We start from the raw sequence: 23,026 nt of genomic DNA, 5'->3' as shown, positions 1-23,026 counted from the left end.
ACTATATTATAAGAATTCTATTCGCTAAATAATTTGCAAATAAAATATATATAAGTTAAACATCAAAGGAAGTAGTAATTTCACTAACATAATATATCCTGATAACTTGAATTTATAAATTTATTGATATATTGTGATTAAAACACATTAAGAGGGATTATTATGGCTAAAAAAAACACTAAGAAGGATAATAAAAATCAGAATCTCAGATGTCCAATTGTATGTGTTTTAGGACACGTAGACCATGGAAAAACTACACTTTTAGATAAGATTAGAAAAACAAGAGTCGCTAAAAGAGAAGCTGGAGGAATTACTCAACACATAGGGGCGAGTGAGATTCCAATAGATGTTATAAAGAGGTTATGTGGAGATTTATTAAAGATGTTAAAGGCAGATTTAAAAATTCCAGGTCTGTTAGTTATAGATACTCCCGGGCATGAAGCATTTACATCTTTAAGAAAAAGAGGAGGAGCTTTGGCTGATATAGCCATATTAGTTGTTGATATAAACGAGGGCTTTAAGCCACAAACAGTTGAGGCAGTTAATATATTAAGGCAATGTAAAACCCCATTTGTTGTAGCAGCAAATAAAATTGACTTAATCCCTGGATGGAACTCTAAGGAGGGGCCATTTATCTTAAACTTCAATGAAAAGGCCCAACACCCAAATGCTCTAACTGAATTTGAAATAAGGTTGTATGAAAACATAATAAAACCATTAAATGAGCTTGGTTTTGATGCAGATTTATATTCAAGAGTTCAAGACGTTACAAAAACTGTTTGTATCATCCCTGTCTCAGCAGTTACTGGAGAGGGGGTTCCTGATTTATTAATGATGGTTGCAGGTTTAGCTCAAAAGTTTTTGGAGGATAGATTAAAGCTTAATGTTGAAGGATATGCAAAAGGGACAATATTAGAAGTTAAAGAAGAGAAAGGATTGGGAACAACAATAGATGCCATAATTTATGATGGAATTGCTAAAAGAGGAGATTACTTAGTTGTTGGATTGCCTGATGATGTTTTAGTAACAAGAGTTAAAGCTTTATTAAAACCAAAGCCATTGGATGAAATGAGAGACCCAAGAGATAAGTTTAAACCAGTAAATGAAGTTACTGCCGCTGCTGGAGTTAAGATAGCAGCTCCTGAATTGGATAAAGTTATAGCTGGATGTCCAATAAGGATTGTTCCAAAAGATAAGATAGAGGAAGCAAAAGAGGAAGTGATGAGGGAGGTTGAAGAGGCAAAAATAGAGGTTGATGATGAAGGAATTTTGATTAAAGCAGATACTCTTGGCTCTTTAGAAGCTTTGGCTAATGAGTTAAGGAAGGCAGGAGTTAAGATTAAGAAGGCAGAGGTTGGAGATGTAACTAAGAAAGATATAATTGAGGTTGCATCATACAAGCAGAGTAACCCATTACATGGAGCGATAGTTGCATTTAATGTAAAAATATTGCCAGAAGCACAGAAAGAGATTGAAAAATATGACATAAAAGTGTTTTTAGATAATATTATCTACAAGTTAGTTGAGGACTTCACAGAATGGGTTAAAAAAGAGGAAGAGAGAATTAAATATGGTGAATTTGAGAAGCTTATCAAACCTGCAATTGTCAGAATTTTACCAGATTGTATATTTAGACAAAAAGACCCTGCAATTTGTGGAATTGAAGTTATTTGTGGAACTTTAAAAGTTGGTTATCCTTTAATGAGAGAGGATGGAATGCAGCTTGGTTATGTTAGAGAAATAAAAGATAGAGGAGAAAATGTTAAAGAGGCAAAGGCAGGAAAGGCAGTTTCAATAGCTATAGATGGAAGAGTTATATTGAAAAGGCATGTTGATGAAGGAGATTATATGTATGTAGCTGTTCCAGAAAACCATGTTAGAGAACTCTACCATAAATACATGGATAGATTAAGAAACGATGAAAAAGAGGCATTATTAAAATACATGGAATTAATGCAAAAACTGACAAACAATATATTCTGGGGAAGATAATACCTAATTTTTTAGATTTTATTATTATCTAATATTTTATTGTATGTCTTTACTGCTTCTTCAATTTTTCCAAGTTTTTCGAGGATTCTCGCTTTATTTATTAATGAGTTTTTCAATATAAAGCTATTACCATTTTTTGAAATAATTTCATCATAAATTTTTAAGGCATCTTCAGGTTTGTTTAAATGTTCATAAACTAATGCTTTATAATATTTTGTTTCAATATCTTCAGGATACCTTTCTAAATATTTGTCTAAATATTTTAATGCATCATCATAATTTCCTAATATTAGCTCGAGATATCCAATATCTTTATAGGCATGTATCCATCCTTTATTCAATTCCACCGCAACGTATAAACATTTAAGTGCTTCTTTGTATTCCCCTAATTTTTTCAACATTTTTCCTTTTAAATACCACGCATACGCATCATTTTTATTAATCTCAACAACTCTATCTAAACATTCAATAGCTTCATTTAATCTTCCCAAATCCCCCAATAAAATAGCTTTTTGTCTCCATATTGAGGATAGCTTGTCATTTACTTTTAACAGTTCATCAAAATATTTTAATGCCTCTTCATACTTCCCCAATTCAATAAATATCAAAGCAGTATGAAAAGGGGATAAATAACAGTTCTTAGAAACCTTTGAAAGTTTATCAATGTATTTTAAGGTTTTTTCATAATCTCCTTTAACAAAATTTAAACATATCAAGTTAGCCCACGAAAGTGGAGATTTTTCTTTGTTACTGTCGATTTTTTCAAAATATTTCATTGAATTATCCATATCCCCCATAACTTTTAAAATTATTCCTTTTATGTATAAAATTAAGTTATTCTTTGGGTCTAATGATAAGGCTTCGTCTAAGCATTTAACTGCTTTATCAAATTCCCCTTTATCAGAAAATTCAATTGCTTTAATAACATTTTTTAAAACTTCAAGAGTTTTTATCATATCCTCACAATCCATTTACATCACTTTATATTAATTTAAATTTATAAATGAACATCTATTGATATTAACGTGAAAACAAGTTATTTTAAGTACAGTTTAGATTTATATACTTTTTGGAAGATTTTCGAACAATGAATCATTCGTAATTTTCCAAAACAATGTAAAATTATCAAAATATAGTTCCACCAATGAAAAAACAAAATAGTTGTATTAAACCAAAAAAATTTTATTTAGCACTACCCTTAAGTCCACCATAAATGTTATACAATTTGCTTAACTTGTCAAGAGTATTACATAACTTATTACTCAATATTTCTTCAAGAGTGTCAATAGCTCCAGTTGGACATACTTCCTTACAAATTTCAACATCTCTTTTATAGCATCCATCACATTTTATTGCTATTCCATCAATTCTTATTGCCCCAAATGGACAAGCCAAAGCACATAAACCACAGCCAATACATTTATCTTTTATGACTACTACTTTATCGTCAATCCTCTCTATTGCATTTTCTGGACATGCATATAAGCAGGGATTTTTATCACAATGCATACATTTTATTGGAAATTCATTAAAGGTGATTCCATTTATTGGGCAACTTCTTTCACATCTCCTACATCCAATGCAAGAACCAACATTAACTACCACCATAATTTCACCAAAAAATAATAGTTAATTAATAATTAAGTTGAACCTTTGACATGAAACTTTTAGGAAAAAGTTTCCTCGAACAACCTTTTAGGAAAAGGTTGATCAAAACTTCTGGGGTATCCGCAACCATAGGGCTTCGCCCTATTGGTATACCCCAATAAAGTGGGGTTGCCTTTGGCAACCCCGCGCTCGGTGTATAGCAATAGAGGGCATCCCTCTATGCGGTGGTATACCAATAGGGGCGTAGCCCCTATGGTGCGTTCATCAAAACATAACACCTCCTCGCTTACGCTCGGAGGTGTAAATTAGTTTTAATAATTTTCTGCATTTTTATCATCAACACCCATTTAAGGTTGAACCTTTGCATCTATGGTTATTTTTGAAATTAAACTGTTATCTGTTTTTTGTGATGGTAGGGACATCTTACCAAATAAATCTAAGGATTTATCTCTCTTAGCAAATATTAGCTCATTTACATCAACAAGTTCTAAGCATCTCTTTGAGCAAGCTTTAACACATGCAGGCTCATCTCCATCGCATAAAATACACTTGTATGCTTTGTCTTCCATTAATATAGCTCCAAATGGACATGCTAAGGCACATAAACCACATCCAATACAAACATCTTCATTCAAATATACATAACCATCTTTATGCTCAATTGCTGCAACTGGGCAGACTTCTTTACATGGGGCTGAAGCACAGTGCTGGCAAAGGATTGGGATGTATTTGCCATCTTTCTCCATTATACTTATTCTTCCAACTTTGTTCTTCTCCATACATGCCTTAACACAATCCCCACAGTTGTCACAGTTGTAGTTTGCCATTATTATTTTTTTCATCTCTACCACCTAAAAAATAATTATTTAGAATTTTTAAAGCCCAAGCAATTTACATTTCTCATCAATATATCTCTGAATGAAACTTTAAGAAAGTTTCCTCAAACAAAACCTTTTAGGAAAAGGTTGATCAAAACTTCTGGGGTATCCGCAACCATAGGGCTTCGCCCTATTGGTATACCCCAATAAAGTGGGGTTGCCTTTGGCAACCCCGCGCTCGGTGTATAGCAATAGAGGGCATCCCTCTATGCGGTGGTATACCAATAGGGGCGTAGCCCCTATGGTGCGTTCATCAAAACATAACACCTCCTCGCTTACGCTCGGAGGTGTAAATTAGAGGATTACAACCCCAATAGCTTACACTTCTCATCAATATATCTTTGAATTCTTTCAATATCTTCATCAGTCAAGTGTCTGTATCTTTTTTGCATCTTTAGGTATTCTCTAACTGGCTTTCTCTTGGCTGGTTTGTATGTAATTCTAAACTCCCCATTTTCAATTTCATAAAGTGGGAAAATTCCAGTCTCAACAGCCAATCTTCCAATTTCTATTGTTTTTTCTGGTGGGTATCCCCAACCTGTTGTACAAGGTTGTAAAACTTGGATAAATTTAGGACCTTCAATGCTTAATGCCTTTTTAATCTTTCTCATGAAATCTTCAGGATATGAGATACATGCGGTAGCAACATAAGGAATGCCATGAGCTGCCATTATCATTGTCATATCTTTTTTAGGTCTATCTTCCCCTCTAATTTTTGAACCAGCTGGGGATGTTGTTGTAGCAGCCATGAAAGGTGTTGATGAACTTCTTTGTATTCCAGTGTTCATGTAAGCTTCGTTATCATACATAATATACAATATATCGTGCCCTCTTTCCATAGCTCCACTTAATGCCTGAAAACCAATATCCGCAGTCCCTCCATCTCCCCCAATAGCTATAACATTTATTTTTTTATCAGCGTGCTTTCCTCTTTTTCTTTTTAATGCCTTTATAGCTGCTTCAATACCGCTTGCAGTTGCTGCAGCGTTTTCAAATGCTGTATGAATCCAAGGAACCCTCCATGATGTCTCTGGATATGGTGTTGTCATAACTTCCAAACAGCCAGTAGCGTTTGATATAATAGTGTTTTTTCCAGCTACTTTTAGCAATAATCTTGCTACAATTGCAGCTCCACAACCAGCACACCCTCTGTGCCCTGGTGCAAAGTACTCTTCTCTTGGAAATTGCATCACAATCACCTTATAAAAATTTTAAATTATAAGTTTAGGTAATTAATTTATTCTTTCAATCCAATCCATAAAGTCGTATCATCCTCTGCTTTCTCAACATGATTAATTATTGTTTTTATATCATCTATTTTGATGTCTCTTCCACCTAATCCAACAATGTAGTTGCAAACCTTCTTATTCTTTAAAATTGATGCCATTTCAATTCCTAAAGCTCCCTTATTAAATCCAAATGAGATGTTTTTATCTAACACAGCTATATTTTCTGCATCCTTTAAAAGCTCTCTAACATCCTCTTTTGGGAATGGCCTGTAGGTTCTTATTCTCAACAACCCAACTTCTTTTCCTTCTTTTTTAAGCTCATCAATAACGTATTTTATTGTTCCACAGACAGAACCCATTGCAACTAAAACTGTATCTGCTTTATCTAAGTTGTATGCTTCAACTAAACCATTTCCATATTTTCTCTTAAATCTTTCAGCAAATTCCTCATTAACTTCTTTAATTACTTTTTTGGCTCTTTCCATTGCTTCCTCTACCTGCTTTCTTGTTTCCATATAGCAATCTGGAACTCCAACAGGCCCTTGAGTCACTGGTCTATCTGGGTCTAAATATGCGTGTTTTGGTTCATAAACACCTAAAAATTCTCTAACTCTTTCTGCCTTTGGAATTGTTACTGGTTCTACTGTGTGAGTTAAGATAAATCCGTCTAAACAAACCATAACTGGCAATAAAACATCTTCATTTTCAGCAATTTTGTAAGCTTGAATAATGCTATCAAGTGTTTCTTGGTTGTCTTCAACATATATCTGAATCCATCCACTATCTCTCTCTGATATTGAATCCTGATGGTCGTTCCAAATGTTTATAGGGGCTGATAAAGCTCTGTTAGCAACCATCATAACTATTGGTAATCTCATACCTGATGCAATGAATAACATTTCATGCATTAAAGCTAAACCTTGTGAGGCAGTTGCAGTAAATGTCCTTGCTCCTGTTGCAGCAGCTCCAATACAGGCAGACATTGCTGAGTGCTCACTTTCAACCTTTATATACTCAGCATCCAACTCTCCATTGGCTACAAACTCAGCTAACTTCTCAACACATGTTGTTTGTGGTGTGATTGGATAAGCAGCTATAACATCAACATCAGCTAATTTAGCCGCTTCAGCAGCAGCTGAAGTTCCTGTAATAACTTTAACTTCACACATCTTTCCACCTTTAATTAGTGTTTATTTCTCTTCTCTAACCTTTGTTATTGCATTTACTGGACATTCATTCATACATATTAGGCAACCTTTACAGTAATCGTAATCTATCTTGAAGTTTCCATTTTCATCCTCTTGAATAGCTCCCTCTGGACAGAATATATAGCAGTTTTCACATTTTACACATTTTTCATTGTCTAAAATTGGTCTAAATGTTCTCCAGCTTCCTGTTTTGTTTTTAATTGAGTTTCCTGGCTCATATATAATAGCTGCAATTGTAACCATTCAATCCACCTCAATAATTTATCCATATTTTTTTAACATCTCATTGTAAGCTACTTCAGCTGCTTTAGCATTCTTCTCTCCTAACTTTCCTTTAAATGTGTCTAATATTGCCTTTTTAACTGATTCAATACTAACAAGCTTTGTAACTCCTGCAAATGCCCCAACCATTGCAGTATTTACTATAGGAACTCCTAAAACATCTAAAGCTATTCCTGTAGCATCAATTGTGTATGTTTTATATCCCAAATCCAAATCATCTTTAACAGTGTTAATAATAATTCCCCCATTTTCCTTTAACCCCTCAACAACATTAACACTCTCTAAAAGAGTAGGGTCTTGAACTACAACATAATCTGGGTTGTATATTTGGCATCTTAATGTGATTTTTTTATCGTCTATTCTTGTAAATGCCATAACTGGGGCTCCTCTTCTTTCAACACCAAAGAATGGAAATGCTTGACAGAACTTTCCATCATAAAAAGCAGCTTTAGCCAATATTTGAGCGGCAGTAACAGCTCCCTGTCCTCCTCTTCCATGGAATCTAATTTCTATCATACACTCACCCTAAATTGTCATTATCAATCATTAACAATTGTAAAGGTAATATATAAAGTTTTGGAGATTAAGTTAATTGACGAAAATAGTTTAGGCATAGATAAAAATTTCTTGGCTATCCAAATATTTAAATCTTACTATAAAAAATTTTATATACAGAAATGTTAAACATACTTAACATAATGTAAAGGAATATTAACATGACAGGGGCGAAATGTTGAATGTCAGGAATAAAATTATTCCTGGGTTTTTGATGGGGTTTTTAGTAACAGCATCAACAATTTTACTTGTATTTTTAAATTTGAAGGAAGTTGCAAACTTATTGATATTTTTAATACTGTTTGGAATATTTATTTACGTAGCTAAAAAGAGCCATCCATTATTTGGAGATAGAGAAGAGCAGTTAATGATTTTTTTAGTTGGATTGCTGTGGGGAGTATTTTGGATTTTAGGGATTTATCTATCTTCAAAATTTCTAAATTTCAAATTATTTGGTATATCTATTGTATTATTCTCAGTAGTTGTTGAGATGATAGTTAAGAAATCAGCAAAAGTTGAGATAGATGAAGAGCTTATTGATGAGTTAAAAATAACTATTTCAGAAAAGAGTGCATTTAGGGCAGTGTTTTCGTTTTTAATCTCATCTATAGTGCTTTTGTATCTATCAATCTCTGCTGGATTAAATTTGGAAATTTCTGTTTATGACATGTCTTCCTTACCATTGATGATTTTAATCTCCCAACTCATAATTTTTAGGGCATATTACACTTTAAAATTTAGTTAGGTGATTTTATGAAGGCTGTTGAAGAAATCCTAACCATAACTATTGGATTTTTAATGGGAATAGTTCTTTATTATCAGAAAATTTATTCAAATCTGATTATTTGGGAGGTTATTTTTGCTATTTTGCTATCTTTAGTTTATTTTGCAATATCTACGAAATTTTATAATTCAATAGTTGATGCACCAATATCCACGGATAAAAAATCTCAAATTAAATATTTAGCATCATATATATCCTTAAAAGCTTATGTAATGTCAATTGGATGGTATTTTCTTTTAATTAGATTATCTAATGGATATAACTATCGCTTAGATGTTGGAGAGATATTTCTCACAATTTGGATTATTTATTTAGTGGTTTATCTTTATTGTTTCTTTAATTTTAAAAAATTTGGTGATTTTAATGAAATGGAGGACTAAAGAATTTATTAAAGATGTAATAAATGAGTTGATGATTTTAATTTCAAATGTATTTTGGATTGTTTTAGTTGTTGGAGGTTTAATGATTAATAGAAACTTTTTAGGATTGGTTGGAATTGGTTTAATGATTTTTACCTTAATCTTTATTGGATTATTTATTTATGCAAAGAATAATGCCCACAAAAAATATAAAATAACTTCTAAATCAATAATTTCAAATGATGAAGCTACATTTTCCATGATTTTAGGAATTATAAATTCTTTTTTAATGATTTTTGGAATTTTGAAAAACTATCTCTCTATAATTGTTGTGGTTGAGATTTTAGTATTGATGATGATTTTTCTTTACGTAATATTCAAAATGATGGGAAAAGATTGCTATGATATAGTAAATTTAGATGAATTAAAAGCAGAGGTATTTAAAAAATCGTCGGTTATGCTAATTATTTCTTTTTGGATTTATTTAGTTTTAATTTTTAATTTTATAGCTTTCTTTGATGTAAAAATTGCATTTTCTTCAGATGTTATTGCATTTTTAATGACAATCTTTGTCTTAAGTTTGATATTCTTTTTTATTTATTGCTTTAAAAAAATACACATAAGGTGAAACTATGGAATTAAAAACCAAAATAAAACTTATCTTGGCTATTGATTTTTTAGCAGTTTTGCTTTTATCCATATTTATTAAAAATTTTAAAATTGTTTTGGCTTTCTTATTGGTAATCTTTATAATTTGGCCGTTCATTGATAAAAAAGATATAAATGAAAGGTTGTATGAGAATTTATTAGCATTGAGTATTGGATTTATTGAAGGGATTTTAATATTCTTAGGAGTTATTTGTGATAAGGCATTTTTAGATATTGCAACTGGAATATCTGCGTTAATTCTTTTAATTATTATAGGAGTTTTATTCCCAAAGTATAAACTAATCTTTGAAGTTTTTGATGAATTTGTTGAAAATCTCAAACAAAAATCTGGATTTTTAACCTTAATGTCTGTCCTTGGGTTATTGCTCACTGTTTATGTATTTTTGTTGATATTACCTTTAAAAGAGTTTTGTATTGAAGCAGTTGATTTCATTAGGACAATAATACTTGTTATTACAGCAAATATGTTTATAATTGAGTTCTATACATTTAAAAAATTTGCATAGTGAAAAAATGAAAAATAAATTAAAAATTTATAGGGCAATGCATAACTTAACTCAAGAAGAATTGGCAAAAAAGTTAGGAGTTAGTAGGCAAACAATTATTGCTATAGAGAAGGGGAAATACGACCCGTCTTTAAAATTAGCATTTAAAATAGCAAAGTTTTTTGGTGTTAAGATTGAAGATATATTTATTTATGATGAGGATGATGATTAAATAGGACTTTCGCAGGAATAAAATTTTATTGCAGATTGACACCCTCTTGGGTGTCTAAATTCCAAAAATAAATAATATAAACTGCGAAGTCCTGACACTATAGTTGTTGATGAAAAGTTTAGAGGAAAAGGTATTGGAAGCAAACTTTTAGCTGAAGCAGAAAAATACTGCAAAGAAAATGGTTTATTAAGATTATCATTATTAGCAGATAAAGACAACAAAAAAGCATTAAAATTTTATAAATCCAAAGGATGGAAATTTACAAACTTAATATGTTTAAGAAAATTTTTTAATGGTGAGAAAAGTGATTAGAGAGATAACTGAGGAAAAATTAGAAAATTACTTTAAAAGAACAGAGGAAGCTATAAACATTATTAAAAAAGGTATGCCACCAAAGAGGAGTTTGTTGTATGATGTAGCTAAAGATTTTTTATTGATGATAGAGAGTTATTTTGAAGATGCCAAAGCATTTAAAGAGAGAGGGGATTATGTAACCGCATTTGCTTCATTAAATTATGCCTATGGTTGGATTGATGCTGGTGTTAGATTAGGAATTTTTGATGTTGGAGATGATGATGTAAGATTTACACTTGCTAAATAAAATTTTTATATCCAATCAACTTATTATGAACAATAACAATAGATAAAATGTCATTTGGTGAGAGGATGGAGAGCTACATACAAAACTTATTTGCTGAGAGAATTGGTGGAAAGAAGTTTGGAAAAGAAGATGTAATTTACAAGTTTGAGAAAATTAAGAGAGCAAAGCAAGAAGCTATGAAAAGACATCCAGATATGGAATTAATAGATATGGGTGTTGGAGAGCCAGATGAAATGGCAGACCCTGAAGTTATAAGAGTTTTGTGTGAGGAAGCTAAAAAATGGGAAAATAGAGGATATGCAGATAACGGAATTCAAGAGTTAAAAGATGCTGTCCCACCATACATGGAAAAGGTTTATGGAGTTAAAGATATAGACCCGGTTAATGAGGTTATTCACTCAATGGGTTCAAAGCCAGCATTAGCATATATAACCTCTGCCTTCATCAACCCTGGAGATGTTACATTGATGACAGTCCCTGGCTATCCAGTTACAGCAACACACACAAAATGGTATGGTGGAGAAGTTTATAATTTACCATTGTTAGAGGAAAATGATTTCTTACCAGATTTAGAGAGTATTCCAGAGGATATTAAAAAGAGGGCAAAGATACTCTATCTCAATTACCCAAACAACCCAACAGGAGCACAAGCAACAAAGAAATTCTATAAAGAAGTTGTTGATTTTGCATTTGAAAATGAGGTTATTGTTGTTCAAGATGCCGCTTATGGAGCTTTGGTTTATGATGGAAAACCGCTCTCATTTTTATCAGTTAAAGATGCAAAAGAGGTTGGTGTTGAAATCCACAGTTTCTCAAAGGCATTTAACATGACTGGTTGGAGATTGGCATTTTTAGTTGGAAATGAACTTATAATTAAAGCGTTTGCAACAGTTAAGGATAACTTTGATAGTGGGCAATTCATCCCAATCCAAAAAGCTGGAATTTATTGTTTGCAACACCCAGAAATAACTGAAAGAGTTAGACAGAAGTATGAGAGAAGATTAAGAAAGATGGTTAAAATATTAAATGAAGTAGGATTTAAAGCAAGAATGCCAGGAGGAACATTCTACTTGTATGTTAAATCACCAAGAAGAGCTAATGGTATTGAATTTGAAACAGCAGAAGATTTCTCTCAACACTTAATTAAAGAAAAATTAATATCAACAGTTCCGTGGGATGATGCCGGACATTATTTAAGATTAGCAGCATGTTTTGTTGCTAAGGATGAAAATGGAAATCCAACAACAGAAGAGAAGTATGAAGATATGGTTTTAGAAGAATTTAAGAGAAGATTAGAAGATTTAGATTTAGAATTTGAATAACTAAAATTTGATTTCTATTTTTCTTTTTTCAAATTTCTACTTAGAATTTTAGAATGATTTAAGTTCCTTCTCTCCAATCTTCTAAGTATTTTTTCTGCTCTTCAGTTAATTCATCAATTTCAATACCCATTGATTTCAATTTTAAAGAAGCAATCATCAAATCTTGCTCATAAGGAATGTTATAAACCCTTGGCTCTAATTTATCATGATTTTTTAGAATATATTCAGCCGCTAAAGCTTGGTTAGCAAAGCTCATATCCATAACTTCACATGGATGTCCATCTGCACATGCTAAATTCACTAATCTACCCTCTCCCAATAAGTATATTTTCTTATCTCCCAAATCATATTCAGTTACACAATTTCTAACTTCTTTTATTGATTTAGCTAACTCTTCTAAATGTCTTTTATTAATTTCATTGTCAAAGTGTCCAGCATTTGCTAAAATAGCTCCATTTTTCATTTTTAATATATGTTCCTTTCTAATAACATCTTTACATCCAGTTGTTGTTATAAATATATCTCCAATCTCTGCAGCTTTTTCCATCTTCATAACTCTAAATCCATCCATTCTTGCCTCTAAAGCTCTAATTGGATTAACTTCAGTAACAACAACCTCTGCCCCCAATCCCTTAGCCCTCATAGCCACTCCTCTACCACACCATCCATACCCTGCTACAACAACAGTTTTTCCAGCAATTAATAAGTTTGTAGCCCTCAAAATCCCATCTAAAGCACTCTGCCCAGTTCCATACCTATTATCAAATAGGTGTTTTGTATAAGCATCATTTACATCCATAACTGGGAATTTTAAAGCCCCCTCTCTTTCCATTGCCCTCAATCTAATAATCCCAGTTGTTGTTTCTTCACACCCCCCCATTATATTATCTAAAAGCTCAGTTCTCTTTGTATGCAATAAAAATATCAAATCACATCCATCATCTATAATGATGTCTGGCTTGTGGTCTAAAACTTTATTTAAATTAGCGTAATATTCTTCAACTGTCTCTCCTCTCCATGCATAAACATGCATTCCTTTTTTGGCACAAGCAGCAGCTACATCATCCTGAGTAGATAAAGGATTACATCCAGTTATAGCAATCTCTGCCCCTCCTTCCATCAATGTCTCTGCTAAAACAGCTGTCTTTGCCTCTAAATGCAAAGCCATTCCTATTGTTATTCCCTCAAATGGCTTTTCTTCTTTAAATCTCTCTCTAATTAAACCTAAAACAGGCATGTGTTGTTTTGCCCATTGAATTTTTCTCTCTCCTTCTTTCCAAAGGTTTATATCTCTAACTTCATACATTGATTTCACCATTTTTATTTTTAGCATAATTATTCTTACCTAATGATTTTAATAATTTTTTAATAGATATCAAACAACTCTCCTAAGGTTATTTTTTTATCTGTCTTAACTAACTCTGGAATTTTTCCTTTAATCCCTACCTTATCTTTTACAACAATAAAAACTCCATCTATTTTTTCAATTTCATCTACCTTTTCTAATGCATTGTTTATCATCTCTTCCTCATTTCTTCCCCTTGAAGCATTGCAAATAGAGGTTGCTGCTGCATCTGCTATAGCAGAACTTTTAGCAAAAACAGTAACTGCATCTGCCTCTCCAAAACTTATTGAATGTCCTACTGTTGCTGATGAAGTACAAATGCCATATATATTTTTAATCTTCTCTTTTTTTAACTTAAATCCAACCTCCCCAGTAATCTTTGAATTTCCAGCATATAAGCCAACAACAACATCTTTTTTAGCTCTTAAACAAATATCTCCACCATTTTCAGCAATGATGTTTTTTGCTCCAATATTTTTAATTAGCATCTCCGCTATAGCTCCAGCAACACTTGCCATAGGACCTACATTGGCAATTTCTCCAGCTATAGCCATTAACTTTACAATTTCTGGGGCATCGTATTCTACATCAATTGGATAGTAAGAAGTTAAAAAATAAGGGTTTTTTAATATATATCTTTCCAATTCTAATCTATTTTTTAAGATAATTTCTTCTGCCCTTTTAAAATACCTTTTATCATCTACCTTTAAAAGTATATTTGTTTCTTTCATTATGATTCTTTTTTTGAACCACATATCATTCCACCAAATTACAAAAATCTGCAATCATTTTTAAGTCATCTTCTAAAATTCTACCTTTTGTAGTTAAATAGTTTCCAACCATTAATCCATCCAAAGCCATTAAAGAATAGGATTGGTAATCTTTTAAGTTGTATGCTCTTCCACCAGCCAATCTAATCTCTGCATAAGGCATAATTATTTTATATAAAGCTATTGACTTCAAAACATCTGAAATACTTATTGGCTTAATTTCTCCATTTTTTACCATTTGATATGCTTTAGTCCCCTCAATTGGATGTAAAATATTTATTGGGACGCTATCAACTCCGAGCTCTTTAAGTTCAAAAGCCATCTTTATTCTTTCTTCTATGCTTTCCCCAAGTCCAAATATTCCGCCGCTACAAACTTCTAAGCCAATTTTCTTTGCTTCTCTTATTACTTTTACCTTATCCTCATAGCTGTGAGTTGAGCATATATTTTTAAAGTAATTTTTTGACGTTTCTAAGTTGTTATGAACTCTAACATCCAACTTCTTCAACTCCTTTAATTTTTCTTCATCCAATAAACCCAAAGAACAGCATACTTTTAAATTTGTTTCTTCCTTTATAAGCTCTATAGCTTCAAGAATTTCTGTAAATTCATCATCATTAATTTTTTTACCACTTGTGACTATACCAAATCTTTCAACAACACCATCAAATTTTTTTGCATACTCTAAAATCTCTTTTTTTGATTTTAATGGATATATTGGGATGTTGCAATTATTGTGAATTGACTGAGAGCAGAAAATACAATTCTCTGAACATTTTCCACTTTTAGCATTTATTATAGCACATAATTTAATTCTATCATTATTTTTTATTTCATTCTTTATCTTAAAAGCTAAATACAGCAAATCTATAGCATTAAAATTCTCATAAAGATATATAGCATTATCAAAACTTATCCTATTTTTTAAAGATTTTTCTAAAAAAGTTTCAATCTCTATCAAAGCTCTCACCCTCTACAGTAATAAAAATAAAATTTAAAGTTATCTTAGAAAGTCTTTGTAGTATTTCTCTGCTATGTCTCCAAATATTGGGAATTTATATTTCTCTCCATTATATGCTTTAATCATTCCAACAATCCATAAAACCACTATTGCTATATTTATTAAAGCAGAAGCTATCCATCCAATTATTGGAATTGCTGAAATAACCATAGCTACTAAATTTAAACTTAAAAATGTTATAAATGACTGAATAGCGTGAAATCTAATAAAATCATCCTCTTTCTCCAACAATAAAAATATCAATCCACTAACCCAAAACAGCAGATAACATAAAGCTCCCTCTACATTTTTATCTAATCCAAAAGCCATTAATATCACCAAAAAATATAATTTAGAAATTATTTATAAAATAGTTAAAGTGTCAAAATTAAAATAAAATTATTTAGATAAATTTAATCAGTTCTCTTATAGCTTCTTCTACATTCTTTGCTTTAACTACTCCAGAAGCTAATAAAACACCCTCAGCCCCTAAATCAAGGGCAGCTTTAACATCTTCTCCCTTAGATATTCCAGCCCCACATAGAACTTTAATATCTTTATTTATTTCTTTAACCGCTTTAACTGTTCCTTCAACAATCTCAGGATTTGCTTTTGATACTGGAATTCCTGTCCCTATAAGTTCTGGAGGCTCAATTGCAATGTAATCAGGATTTAAAGCTGCAACTGCCTTAGAAGTGTTTATATTATTTGTACAGACAATTGTTTCTAATTCAAGAGCTTTACATTTATTTATAACTGCTTCAATATCTGCCAACAACATTCTCTTCTCTGAGTGGTTTATTAAAGTTCCTTTACAACCACAATCTTTAATTGCTTCAGCTAATATATGTCCTGTATGGCTTCCAGGATTTATGTTATCAATATGTTGAGCATAAACTGGAATATTAACGTTTTCAACAATCATTCTCAAATCTACAAATTGAGGAGCTACTCCTATTGTAACTCCACTTTCTTCACTAACTTTTTCAGCAACTTTGGCTATTTCTAAACCTCTCTTTCCAATACTCTCTTTGTACGTCTTATAGTTAATTACAATCAACATAGCTTTTCACCGTGAGAGCATGATAATTCAGATAGAAGATTATTTTATAGGAATGATATTTAAAGGTAATCAATTAGTTAAAAATACAATCCCTTTGAGAAGAGAAGAGGTATTTAAGTTTATGAATGGGGAAATTATTAGCAACCCAGAAGATGAATATTTAAAAGTGGCAGAGATTATATTAGAACTATATCTTGGAAGAATGGATGATAAAGAAGCAAGAAAGATAATAAATTATAAATTAGAAGTTCCAGAATTTACAAAAAAAGTTTTAGATGTTGTTAAAGACATAGAATTTGGGGATGTATTAACTTATGGAGATATAGCTAAAAAACTAAACACCTCACCAAGAGCTGTTGGAATGGCTTTAAAAAGAAACCCTTTGCCTTTAATAATTCCTTGTCATAGAGTTGTTGCTAAAAATTCTTTGGGCGGCTATTCCTATGGATTAGATAAGAAAAAATTTATCTTAGAGAGGGAAAGATTAAATAAAAAGAATCTAAAATAATAATTAAAATAAAAAATACATAACATTTATTTGGTTAAAAATTATTCAGAAAGTTTTACTAAAAGTTAGTGGGAACATGATAATAAGAAAATTTACATCTAAAGATTTAGATGCAGTTGAAGAAATTGAAAAAGAAGCATTTAAAAACCCTTATCCTACTGAGTTAATTTTAGGAATTTGGTCAATGTATCCAAACTGTTTTTATGTGGCAGAGATTAATGGAAAGGTCGTTGGCTATATATTGGGAAGTATGGATTGGGGAAATGGACATATTGTCTCATTAGCTGTAAAAAAAGAATATAGGGGGTTGGGAATTGGAACGGCTTTATTAAAGACGCTTGAGAACTACTATTTCAATATAGCCAATTGTAATTATATAGTTTTGGAGGTTAGAGTTTCAAACATTGTTGCAAGAAAATTTTATTATAAGATGGGTTATAGAGATAGAAAGCTCCTTCCAAAATACTATGAAGATGGGGAAGATGCCATACTAATGATAAAAAAGAAACCAAATGCTAAAGGACCATTAATAATAACTCTGTGGTAATTTCGATTAAAATATATATAGTTTTGCAAAATATCTTGGAATGTAGGGCTTCAAATATGCCTTTTTAATTTAATAAGTTTTGCAAAAAACTATAATTCTAAGAGGCATTGCTTCCCAAAAGAAGCAATGCATCCCGGGGTATCCGCAACCATAGGGCTATCGCCCTATTGGGATACCCCAGAAATTCTAAGTTACACCTCCGAGCGTAAGCGAGGAGGTGTTAGATTTTGATGAACCTTTTAGTAAAAGGTTCATACCAATAGGGGCTTTGCCCCTATGGAATAATAACTCTGTGGTGATTTAAAATGATAATAATTCCTGCAGTTGATTTAAAAGATAAAAAATGTGTTCAATTAATTCAAGGAGACCCAAATAAAAAGCATTTAGAGATAGATAATCCAGTTGAAGTTGCTAAAAAATGGGTAGAAAATGGGGCTGAGTATTTGCATATAATTGACTTAGATGCCGCATTTGGAAGTGGGAATAATAGAGATATTATTAAAAACATTATAAAAGAAGTTAATGTTCCAGTTGAAGTAGGTGGAGGAATTAGAAGCTTAGATGTAGCAAAAGAATTGATAGATATTGGTGTTGATAGAGTCATAGTTGGAACTAAGGCTATTTTAGAACCAGAATTTATAGATGATTTAAATAAAGAGATTGGAAAGGATAGGATTGTTTTGGCTGTAGAGTGTAAAGATGGGAAAGTGGTTATCAAAGGATGGAAAGAAAAAGTAGATAAAACTCCAATACAAGTTATTAAAGAATTTGAAGATAAGGTTGGTTATATATTATTTACAAATGTAGATGTTGAAGGTTTATTAAAAGGGATAAATATAGATGTAATTAAAGAGCTAATTGAAAAAACTAACATTCCTATCATCTATTCTGGTGGGATTACAACCTTAGATGATATAAAAGCTCTAAAAGAGCTTGACATTTATGGAGTTGTTATTGGCTCTGCTTTATATAAAGGTTTAATTAACTTAAAAGATGCTGTAAAAATAGCTAAAAGTTAAAAAACCATAGGGGCAAAGCCCCTATTGGTATGAACCTTTTACTAAAAGGTTCATCAAAATCTAACACCTCCTCGCTTACGCTCGGAGGTGTAACTTAGAATTTCTGGGGTATCCCAATAGGGCGATAGCCCTATGGTTGCGGATACCCCACGTCCATTTAACCAATTATCAAAGGAAATATATTTGTTAATGAACTTAGAAGCCCAAAGGGCTTCTATAAATGCCATATTAGTTTTAAAACTTTGATAATTAGTTATAAGTTGCCTCTTTCAGAGGCAATTAATGTCCAATAGTGTCCAATTTTGATGAAACTTTCTTAAAGTTTCAGTTAAAAAATAGTAAAAGACATTTTACTGCAAATCAACATATATATCTCTTCCTTCGTCAATTGCATCTAAAATCTCTTTTCCTACCTTTGTTTTTTTGTTTATCCTTACTGTTCCATCATTTCTAACAGTTACAGTTGTTAATAACTTTCCATCTATGTAGATTCTTATATTCTCTCCTGCAAAGTCCTCTCCAACATCTACAACTACATATTTGTCAGTTTCATAAATCCTTGTTGATTCAAGCTCACTTACAAATTCATACTTTCTATATATCCTTTCCATATCTTTTTCTTCTTCTTTTTCCTTTTCTTTAACTGAAATCTTCAATCCAAGCATATCTTCTAATTTTGATATTTCCCTTCCACCTTTACCTATAATAGCCCCAACATATTTTTCTGGAACAATTAAATCAATTGAATTATCTCCAGTAACTTTTACCATTGGCTTGGCTTTTCTTGGTAGAAGTTTTTTCAATATCTCCTCTAACTTCTCTTCAGCATATCCATATATTGGAGCTCTTTTATTATTTTCATCTTTAATTGGCATGACTACAACTTGCTCTCCATAAGTATAGATTTCATACTCAACTCTTCCAGTCTCAAAGTCCTTAACTTCAATAACAGGCCTTGCTAAATCTTCTTCAACCATTCCATAAGGCACTTTAACTGTGAAGTCAATCTCATAAACCTTCTGTATCTTACCATCTTTTATGAATATTACAGTATCAACAACTTGTGGAATAACTCCAAGCTCAACTCTTCCAATTAATCTTTGGATGGCATCTATTGGTTTTGAAGCATGAACAACTCCAACCATTCCAACTCCAGCCATTCTCATGTCTGCAAATATCTCAAAGTCCCTTGTCTTCCTAACTTCATCATAAATTGTGTAGTCAGGTCTAACCAATAATAGGATATCACATGTCTTCTCCATATCTCCTTCCAATGGTGCATATTGGGTTATTTCCTTACTAACCTGCAAATCTCTTGGACTTTCCATTGTCTTAACTATTTTTCCTTGGCTTCTATAGAATTCAGCCAATGCAGCTACAAATGTAGATTTTCCACTTCCTGGAGGTCCAGAAACAAAAATTCCTTCTGCTCTTTCTTTTAATCTCTGCATTAATTTCTCTGACAATCCGTAATCTTCTAATGAAGCTTTAACTACTGGTCTAACTGCTGTAACTTCCAATGCCTCAGAGAATGGTGGTCTTGCAATTGAAATCCTGATATTTCCTAACTGAATGACTGTAGCCCCCTTTCTCTGAATTTCAAAGAATCCATTGTTTTGTTCAGCATACTTTATAATGTTGTCAATGATATCTTCCATTTCTTCTTTAGTTAGCTCCTTATCTCCAACTGGGACTAATTTAACAGCCCCTGGCTTACCTTTTTTAGCATAAGGCAAACATCCTTCTTTTAAATGCACAGACATTGTTTCTTCATCAAAGTATTTATCTAATATAAGTTCAACTTCTTCTTCCATGGTTTCTAAGAAGTAAGCTTCAATACCTTGTGCTTTAGCTAAGTTATATTGAATCCAATCACTTGTTAATAATATAGAGTTTGTCTCTTTGGCTACTTTTCTAATCATTGCATCAATTTCTCCACTTTTTGCCAAAAATATCTCTTCTCTTGTAGGCCTCTCTCCACAGTATTCAACTTTAATATTATGCTCATTAGCTTTCTCTGTTAATTTTCTAAGCTCTTCTATTCCTTTATATCCAATTTCTCTTCCCATATTTGCTTGATATTCTAATTCAGAAACAACTGCTTCAGGGATTATTATTGTAGCATCTTTCAGCTTACCTCTCTCAATTAATTCAGTTATTCTACCATCTATAACTACACAGGTATCAACACAAACTTTTTTTCCAATTAAATCCAGTTCATCAATAGATTTTGTTTCCAATTTCTTTCTTTCTTCCAGATTCATAACTGTCACCTTCAAATTAAGCTTATAATATGAAATATGATTAGAATTAAGATGATGATTTGAAGAATCACAAAATTGTGATAAACTTCCTAAATATTATTTATATTATTTAAATGGTTTTTGACATTTAAACATTTTTTCTTAGAGTTAAATATTTTCTTATAAATTAATACCCCCTATCAAAAATTTTTACCTCTATAAATATTTTTCGATTTGTGGTAAATAGAAAACTTAATTACTACCATAAAATGATAATATAGTAATTGTTATTAATAACAAAAAACCAAGGGTGAGATTGTGAAATTTGGTATTGAATTTGTCCCAAACGAACCAATACAAAAACTCTGTTACTATGTTAAGTTAGCTGAAGATAATGGGTTTGAGTACTGTTGGATTACAGACCACTACAACAACAGAAACGTATACATGGCTTTAACAGCTATCGCAATGAACACAAACAAAATAAAATTGGGGCCAGGAGTTACAAACCCGTACGTTAGAAATCCAGCAATAACAGCATCAGCTATTGCAACATTAGATGAAATATCAGGGGGAAGAGCTGTTTTAGGTATTGGTCCAGGAGATAAAGCAACATTCGATGCTTTAGGAATTGAGTGGGTTAAGCCAGTTACAACATTAAAAGAGTCAATTGAAGTTATGAGAAAATTATTAGCTGGAGAGAGAGTTTCATTTGAAGGAAAAGTTGTTAAAGTTGCAGGAGCTGCTTTAGCTGTAAAACCAATTCAAAAGAAAGTTCCTGTTTATGTTGGAGCACAAGGACCAAAGATGTTAGAAACAGCAGGTATGATTGCTGATGGAGTTTTAATTAACGCATCAAATCCAAAAGACTTTGAAGCAGCAATTCCATTAATTAAGAAGGGAGCTGAAGCTGCTGGAAGAAGTATGGATGAAATTGATGTTGCTGCTTATGCATGTATGTCAGTTGATAAAAATGCAGAAAAAGCTAAGCAAGCAGCAGTTCCAGTTGTTGCTTTCATTGCTGCAGGTTCACCACCAGTTGTCTTAGAGAGACATGGAATTGATGTGGAAAAAGTTGAGAAGATAAGAGAAGCATTGAAGAAAGGGGACTTTGGAACAGCATTTGGAACAGTTGACGATGCTATGTTAGAAGCATTCTCAATCTACGGAACACCAGATGATGTTGTTGAGAAGTGTAAGAAATTAGCTGAAATGGGAGTTACACAAATCGTTGCTGGTTCACCAATTGGACCAAACAAAGAAACAGCAATTAAATTAATTGGTAAGAAGATAATTCCAGCATTAAAAGAGTAAATTAGATGATAAATAAAATCACTCTCTAAATTTTTTCTTTTTTTATTTATTTTTGTGAGGTGAAAGTTATGAAAAAGCTATTTTTTATTTTTATAATTGCTGTTTTGCTATGTGGATGCACTACAAATAAAACAACAAATGTAAATAATGAAATAAATAATATTGAAACAAATAAACCATTAGATAATGAAAGTTTAATTTAAAAAACTGAAAAAGAGCAATTAAATAAAATAAAAGAAATAAAATATATGTATATTGTAAAAGAAGGTAATAAAACAAAAATTCAGTTTGCATTAACCTATGAAAATGGCAGTTTAGCAAAAGTTAATAGTGGAAAAGTTATATTAGAGATATTTGATGATAGTGGTTTGTTGTTTAAAAAAACTTATGATATTAACGAGCTTCCTATGAAAGCAAATTATTACTATGAGATTGAATTACCAAAAATTAAGGGCTTTTATAGTAATGCAAAATTTGTATTGACTTATGAGTATAACAACATAAAGATATCAAAAACAACCTATGGAACAATTGAAAGATATTCAGAAAAAGAAATGAAAGAAATCTTTGAAAAAGAATATCATGAAAACTCAATAAAAACTAATATAGAAGAATTTAGAGATGATGTGGGAATAAAATTCATTGTAAAAGAATTTGGTTATTACAGAGTTTATAATAACCAAACTAATAAAATTGAAAAAGTATTTAGAGTTGATTTTATAGCCAAAAACTTAAATTCCGACACATACAAATTTGCCCCTACAGAAGTGTGTTTAGTTTCTGGAAATGAAAAATATTGGAAAATTGGAGGGATTGATGAAATAGAAATTGGAATTAATCAAGAAATTGAAGGATATTGGATATTCAAAAAACCAGATAACATAGAGGATTTAAGATTAAACTTTAAAATAGGAGATATTGTTTATGACATAGGACTTTCGCAGGAATAAATATTTATTAATGAAAATTGATGCCTAAAGGCATCTAAGTGCCAAATTAATATATAAACTGCG

The 23,026-nt window shown here is 31.6% G+C and carries 28 protein-coding genes; 15 read left to right on the top strand and 13 right to left on the bottom strand.

The features are described from left to right. Positions 1-162 precede the first annotated feature (162 nt). A complete protein-coding gene (infB, locus tag JH146_RS00810; protein WP_048201221.1) occupies positions 163-1,992 on the top strand; it encodes an intein-containing translation initiation factor aIF-2 in 1,830 nt (609 codons plus the stop codon). Between the two features lie 11 nt (positions 1,993-2,003). On the opposite strand, the gene JH146_RS00805 is transcribed toward infB, so the two are convergent. The 7 genes from JH146_RS00805 to JH146_RS00775 all read right to left on the bottom strand — a co-directional run bounded on the left by JH146_RS00805 (position 2,004) and on the right by JH146_RS00775 (position 7,713). Then, positions 2,004-2,963 (bottom strand): tetratricopeptide repeat protein, encoded by a 960-nt coding sequence (locus JH146_RS00805; protein WP_052352065.1) that lies wholly within the window; start codon positions 2,961-2,963, stop codon positions 2,004-2,006. A gap of 211 nt (positions 2,964-3,174) precedes the next feature. After that, positions 3,175-3,600, bottom strand: a complete 426-nt coding sequence (locus JH146_RS00800) for a 4Fe-4S dicluster domain-containing protein (protein ID WP_048201220.1) — start codon at positions 3,598-3,600, stop codon at positions 3,175-3,177. A 347-nt stretch (positions 3,601-3,947) separates the two neighbouring features. Further along, a complete protein-coding gene (locus JH146_RS00795; protein WP_048201219.1) occupies positions 3,948-4,442 on the bottom strand; it encodes a 4Fe-4S dicluster domain-containing protein in 495 nt (164 codons plus the stop codon). A 338-nt stretch (positions 4,443-4,780) separates the two neighbouring features. After that, positions 4,781-5,668, bottom strand: coding sequence for a pyruvate synthase subunit PorB (porB, locus tag JH146_RS00790; RefSeq protein ID WP_048201218.1), 888 nt, complete (start codon positions 5,666-5,668; stop codon positions 4,781-4,783). A 47-nt stretch (positions 5,669-5,715) separates the two neighbouring features. Further along, complete coding sequence (gene porA / locus JH146_RS00785; protein WP_048201217.1) at positions 5,716-6,876, bottom strand: pyruvate synthase subunit PorA; 1,161 nt, start codon at positions 6,874-6,876, stop codon at positions 5,716-5,718. Positions 6,877-6,897: 21 nt separating this feature from the next. Continuing rightward, the gene (gene porD / locus JH146_RS00780; protein ID WP_048201216.1) at positions 6,898-7,158 is read right to left on the bottom strand and encodes a pyruvate synthase subunit PorD; all 261 of its coding nucleotides are present in this window, start codon (positions 7,156-7,158) and stop codon (positions 6,898-6,900) included. Positions 7,159-7,176: 18 nt separating this feature from the next. Next, positions 7,177-7,713, bottom strand: a complete 537-nt coding sequence (locus JH146_RS00775; RefSeq protein ID WP_048201215.1) for a pyruvate ferredoxin oxidoreductase subunit gamma — start codon at positions 7,711-7,713, stop codon at positions 7,177-7,179. 214 nt (positions 7,714-7,927) lie between these two features. On the opposite strand from JH146_RS00775, the gene JH146_RS00770 reads away from it, so the two are divergent. From JH146_RS00770 to JH146_RS00740, 8 genes are all read left to right on the top strand, one after another. After that, entirely contained in the window at positions 7,928-8,497 is a 570-nt protein-coding gene (locus JH146_RS00770; protein WP_048201214.1) for a hypothetical protein, read from the top strand. Between the two features lie 8 nt (positions 8,498-8,505). After that, a complete protein-coding gene (locus JH146_RS00765; protein WP_048201213.1) occupies positions 8,506-8,916 on the top strand; it encodes a hypothetical protein in 411 nt (136 codons plus the stop codon). Beyond that, the gene (locus JH146_RS00760) at positions 8,900-9,523 is read left to right on the top strand and encodes a hypothetical protein (RefSeq protein WP_048201212.1); all 624 of its coding nucleotides are present in this window, start codon (positions 8,900-8,902) and stop codon (positions 9,521-9,523) included. The genes JH146_RS00765 and JH146_RS00760 overlap by 17 nt, the downstream gene beginning before the upstream one ends. 4 nt (positions 9,524-9,527) lie before the next feature. Next, positions 9,528-10,070, top strand: coding sequence for a hypothetical protein (locus JH146_RS00755; RefSeq protein WP_048201211.1), 543 nt, complete (start codon positions 9,528-9,530; stop codon positions 10,068-10,070). A gap of 7 nt (positions 10,071-10,077) precedes the next feature. Then, a complete protein-coding gene (locus JH146_RS00750; protein ID WP_048201210.1) occupies positions 10,078-10,281 on the top strand; it encodes a helix-turn-helix transcriptional regulator in 204 nt (67 codons plus the stop codon). 81 nt (positions 10,282-10,362) lie between these two features. Next, positions 10,363-10,593, top strand: coding sequence for a GNAT family N-acetyltransferase (locus JH146_RS08530; protein WP_335328909.1), 231 nt, complete (start codon positions 10,363-10,365; stop codon positions 10,591-10,593). Further along, the gene (locus JH146_RS00745) at positions 10,589-10,882 is read left to right on the top strand and encodes a DUF357 domain-containing protein (protein WP_048202559.1); all 294 of its coding nucleotides are present in this window, start codon (positions 10,589-10,591) and stop codon (positions 10,880-10,882) included. Before JH146_RS08530 ends, JH146_RS00745 begins: the two co-directional genes overlap by 5 nt. Positions 10,883-10,947: 65 nt before the next feature. Further along, complete coding sequence (locus JH146_RS00740; protein ID WP_048201209.1) at positions 10,948-12,204, top strand: LL-diaminopimelate aminotransferase; 1,257 nt, start codon at positions 10,948-10,950, stop codon at positions 12,202-12,204. Positions 12,205-12,262: 58 nt separating this feature from the next. Here the strand turns inward: JH146_RS00740 and ahcY are convergent, their stop codons facing one another. The 5 genes from ahcY to tpiA form a co-directional block, all read right to left on the bottom strand. Next, the gene (gene ahcY, locus JH146_RS00735) at positions 12,263-13,510 is read right to left on the bottom strand and encodes an adenosylhomocysteinase (protein ID WP_048201208.1); all 1,248 of its coding nucleotides are present in this window, start codon (positions 13,508-13,510) and stop codon (positions 12,263-12,265) included. A 59-nt stretch (positions 13,511-13,569) separates the two neighbouring features. After that, a complete protein-coding gene (locus JH146_RS00730; RefSeq protein ID WP_048201207.1) occupies positions 13,570-14,304 on the bottom strand; it encodes a UPF0280 family protein in 735 nt (244 codons plus the stop codon). A 1-nt stretch (position 14,305) separates the two neighbouring features. Continuing rightward, complete coding sequence (gene bioB / locus JH146_RS00725; RefSeq protein WP_173400849.1) at positions 14,306-15,277, bottom strand: biotin synthase BioB; 972 nt, start codon at positions 15,275-15,277, stop codon at positions 14,306-14,308. A 42-nt stretch (positions 15,278-15,319) separates the two neighbouring features. Next, entirely contained in the window at positions 15,320-15,649 is a 330-nt protein-coding gene (locus JH146_RS00720) for a DUF4870 domain-containing protein (RefSeq protein WP_048201206.1), read from the bottom strand. 73 nt (positions 15,650-15,722) lie between these two features. After that, positions 15,723-16,382 (bottom strand): triose-phosphate isomerase, encoded by a 660-nt coding sequence (gene tpiA, locus JH146_RS00715; protein ID WP_048201205.1) that lies wholly within the window; start codon positions 16,380-16,382, stop codon positions 15,723-15,725. A 19-nt stretch (positions 16,383-16,401) separates the two neighbouring features. Between tpiA and JH146_RS00710 the strand changes: the two genes are divergently transcribed. From JH146_RS00710 to hisA, 3 genes are all read left to right on the top strand, one after another. Then, positions 16,402-16,890, top strand: coding sequence for a methylated-DNA--[protein]-cysteine S-methyltransferase (locus JH146_RS00710; protein WP_048201204.1), 489 nt, complete (start codon positions 16,402-16,404; stop codon positions 16,888-16,890). A 76-nt stretch (positions 16,891-16,966) separates the two neighbouring features. After that, positions 16,967-17,437, top strand: a complete 471-nt coding sequence (gene rimI, locus JH146_RS00705; protein ID WP_048201203.1) for a ribosomal protein S18-alanine N-acetyltransferase — start codon at positions 16,967-16,969, stop codon at positions 17,435-17,437. 305 nt (positions 17,438-17,742) lie between these two features. After that, positions 17,743-18,456: a 1-(5-phosphoribosyl)-5-[(5-phosphoribosylamino)methylideneamino]imidazole-4-carboxamide isomerase gene (gene hisA / locus JH146_RS00700; protein WP_048201202.1), complete on the top strand. Its 714-nt coding sequence runs from the start codon at positions 17,743-17,745 to the stop codon at positions 18,454-18,456. 350 nt (positions 18,457-18,806) lie between these two features. Here the strand turns inward: hisA and JH146_RS00695 are convergent, their stop codons facing one another. Beyond that, positions 18,807-20,720 (bottom strand): PINc/VapC family ATPase, encoded by a 1,914-nt coding sequence (locus tag JH146_RS00695; RefSeq protein WP_048201201.1) that lies wholly within the window; start codon positions 20,718-20,720, stop codon positions 18,807-18,809. A 297-nt stretch (positions 20,721-21,017) separates the two neighbouring features. Here JH146_RS00695 and mer point away from each other — a divergent pair, with 297 nt between their 5' ends. The 3 genes from mer (at position 21,018) to JH146_RS00685 (ending at position 22,963) form a co-directional block, all read left to right on the top strand. Next, positions 21,018-22,013, top strand: coding sequence for a 5,10-methylenetetrahydromethanopterin reductase (gene mer / locus JH146_RS00690; RefSeq protein ID WP_048201200.1), 996 nt, complete (start codon positions 21,018-21,020; stop codon positions 22,011-22,013). 68 nt (positions 22,014-22,081) lie between these two features. Continuing rightward, positions 22,082-22,216, top strand: a complete 135-nt coding sequence (locus JH146_RS08895; RefSeq protein WP_257719647.1) for a hypothetical protein — start codon at positions 22,082-22,084, stop codon at positions 22,214-22,216. A 45-nt stretch (positions 22,217-22,261) separates the two neighbouring features. After that, positions 22,262-22,963, top strand: a complete 702-nt coding sequence (locus JH146_RS00685; protein WP_236953666.1) for a hypothetical protein — start codon at positions 22,262-22,264, stop codon at positions 22,961-22,963. Positions 22,964-23,026: the final 63 nt, after the last annotated feature.

The sequence above is a fragment of the Methanocaldococcus bathoardescens genome, assembly GCF_000739065.1.
GTDB lineage: Archaea > AGJL01 > Methanococci > Methanococcales > Methanocaldococcaceae > Methanocaldococcus > Methanocaldococcus bathoardescens.
Note: the sequence above shows the minus strand (reverse complement) of the source record. Positions and strands in the feature narration are given on the sequence as shown.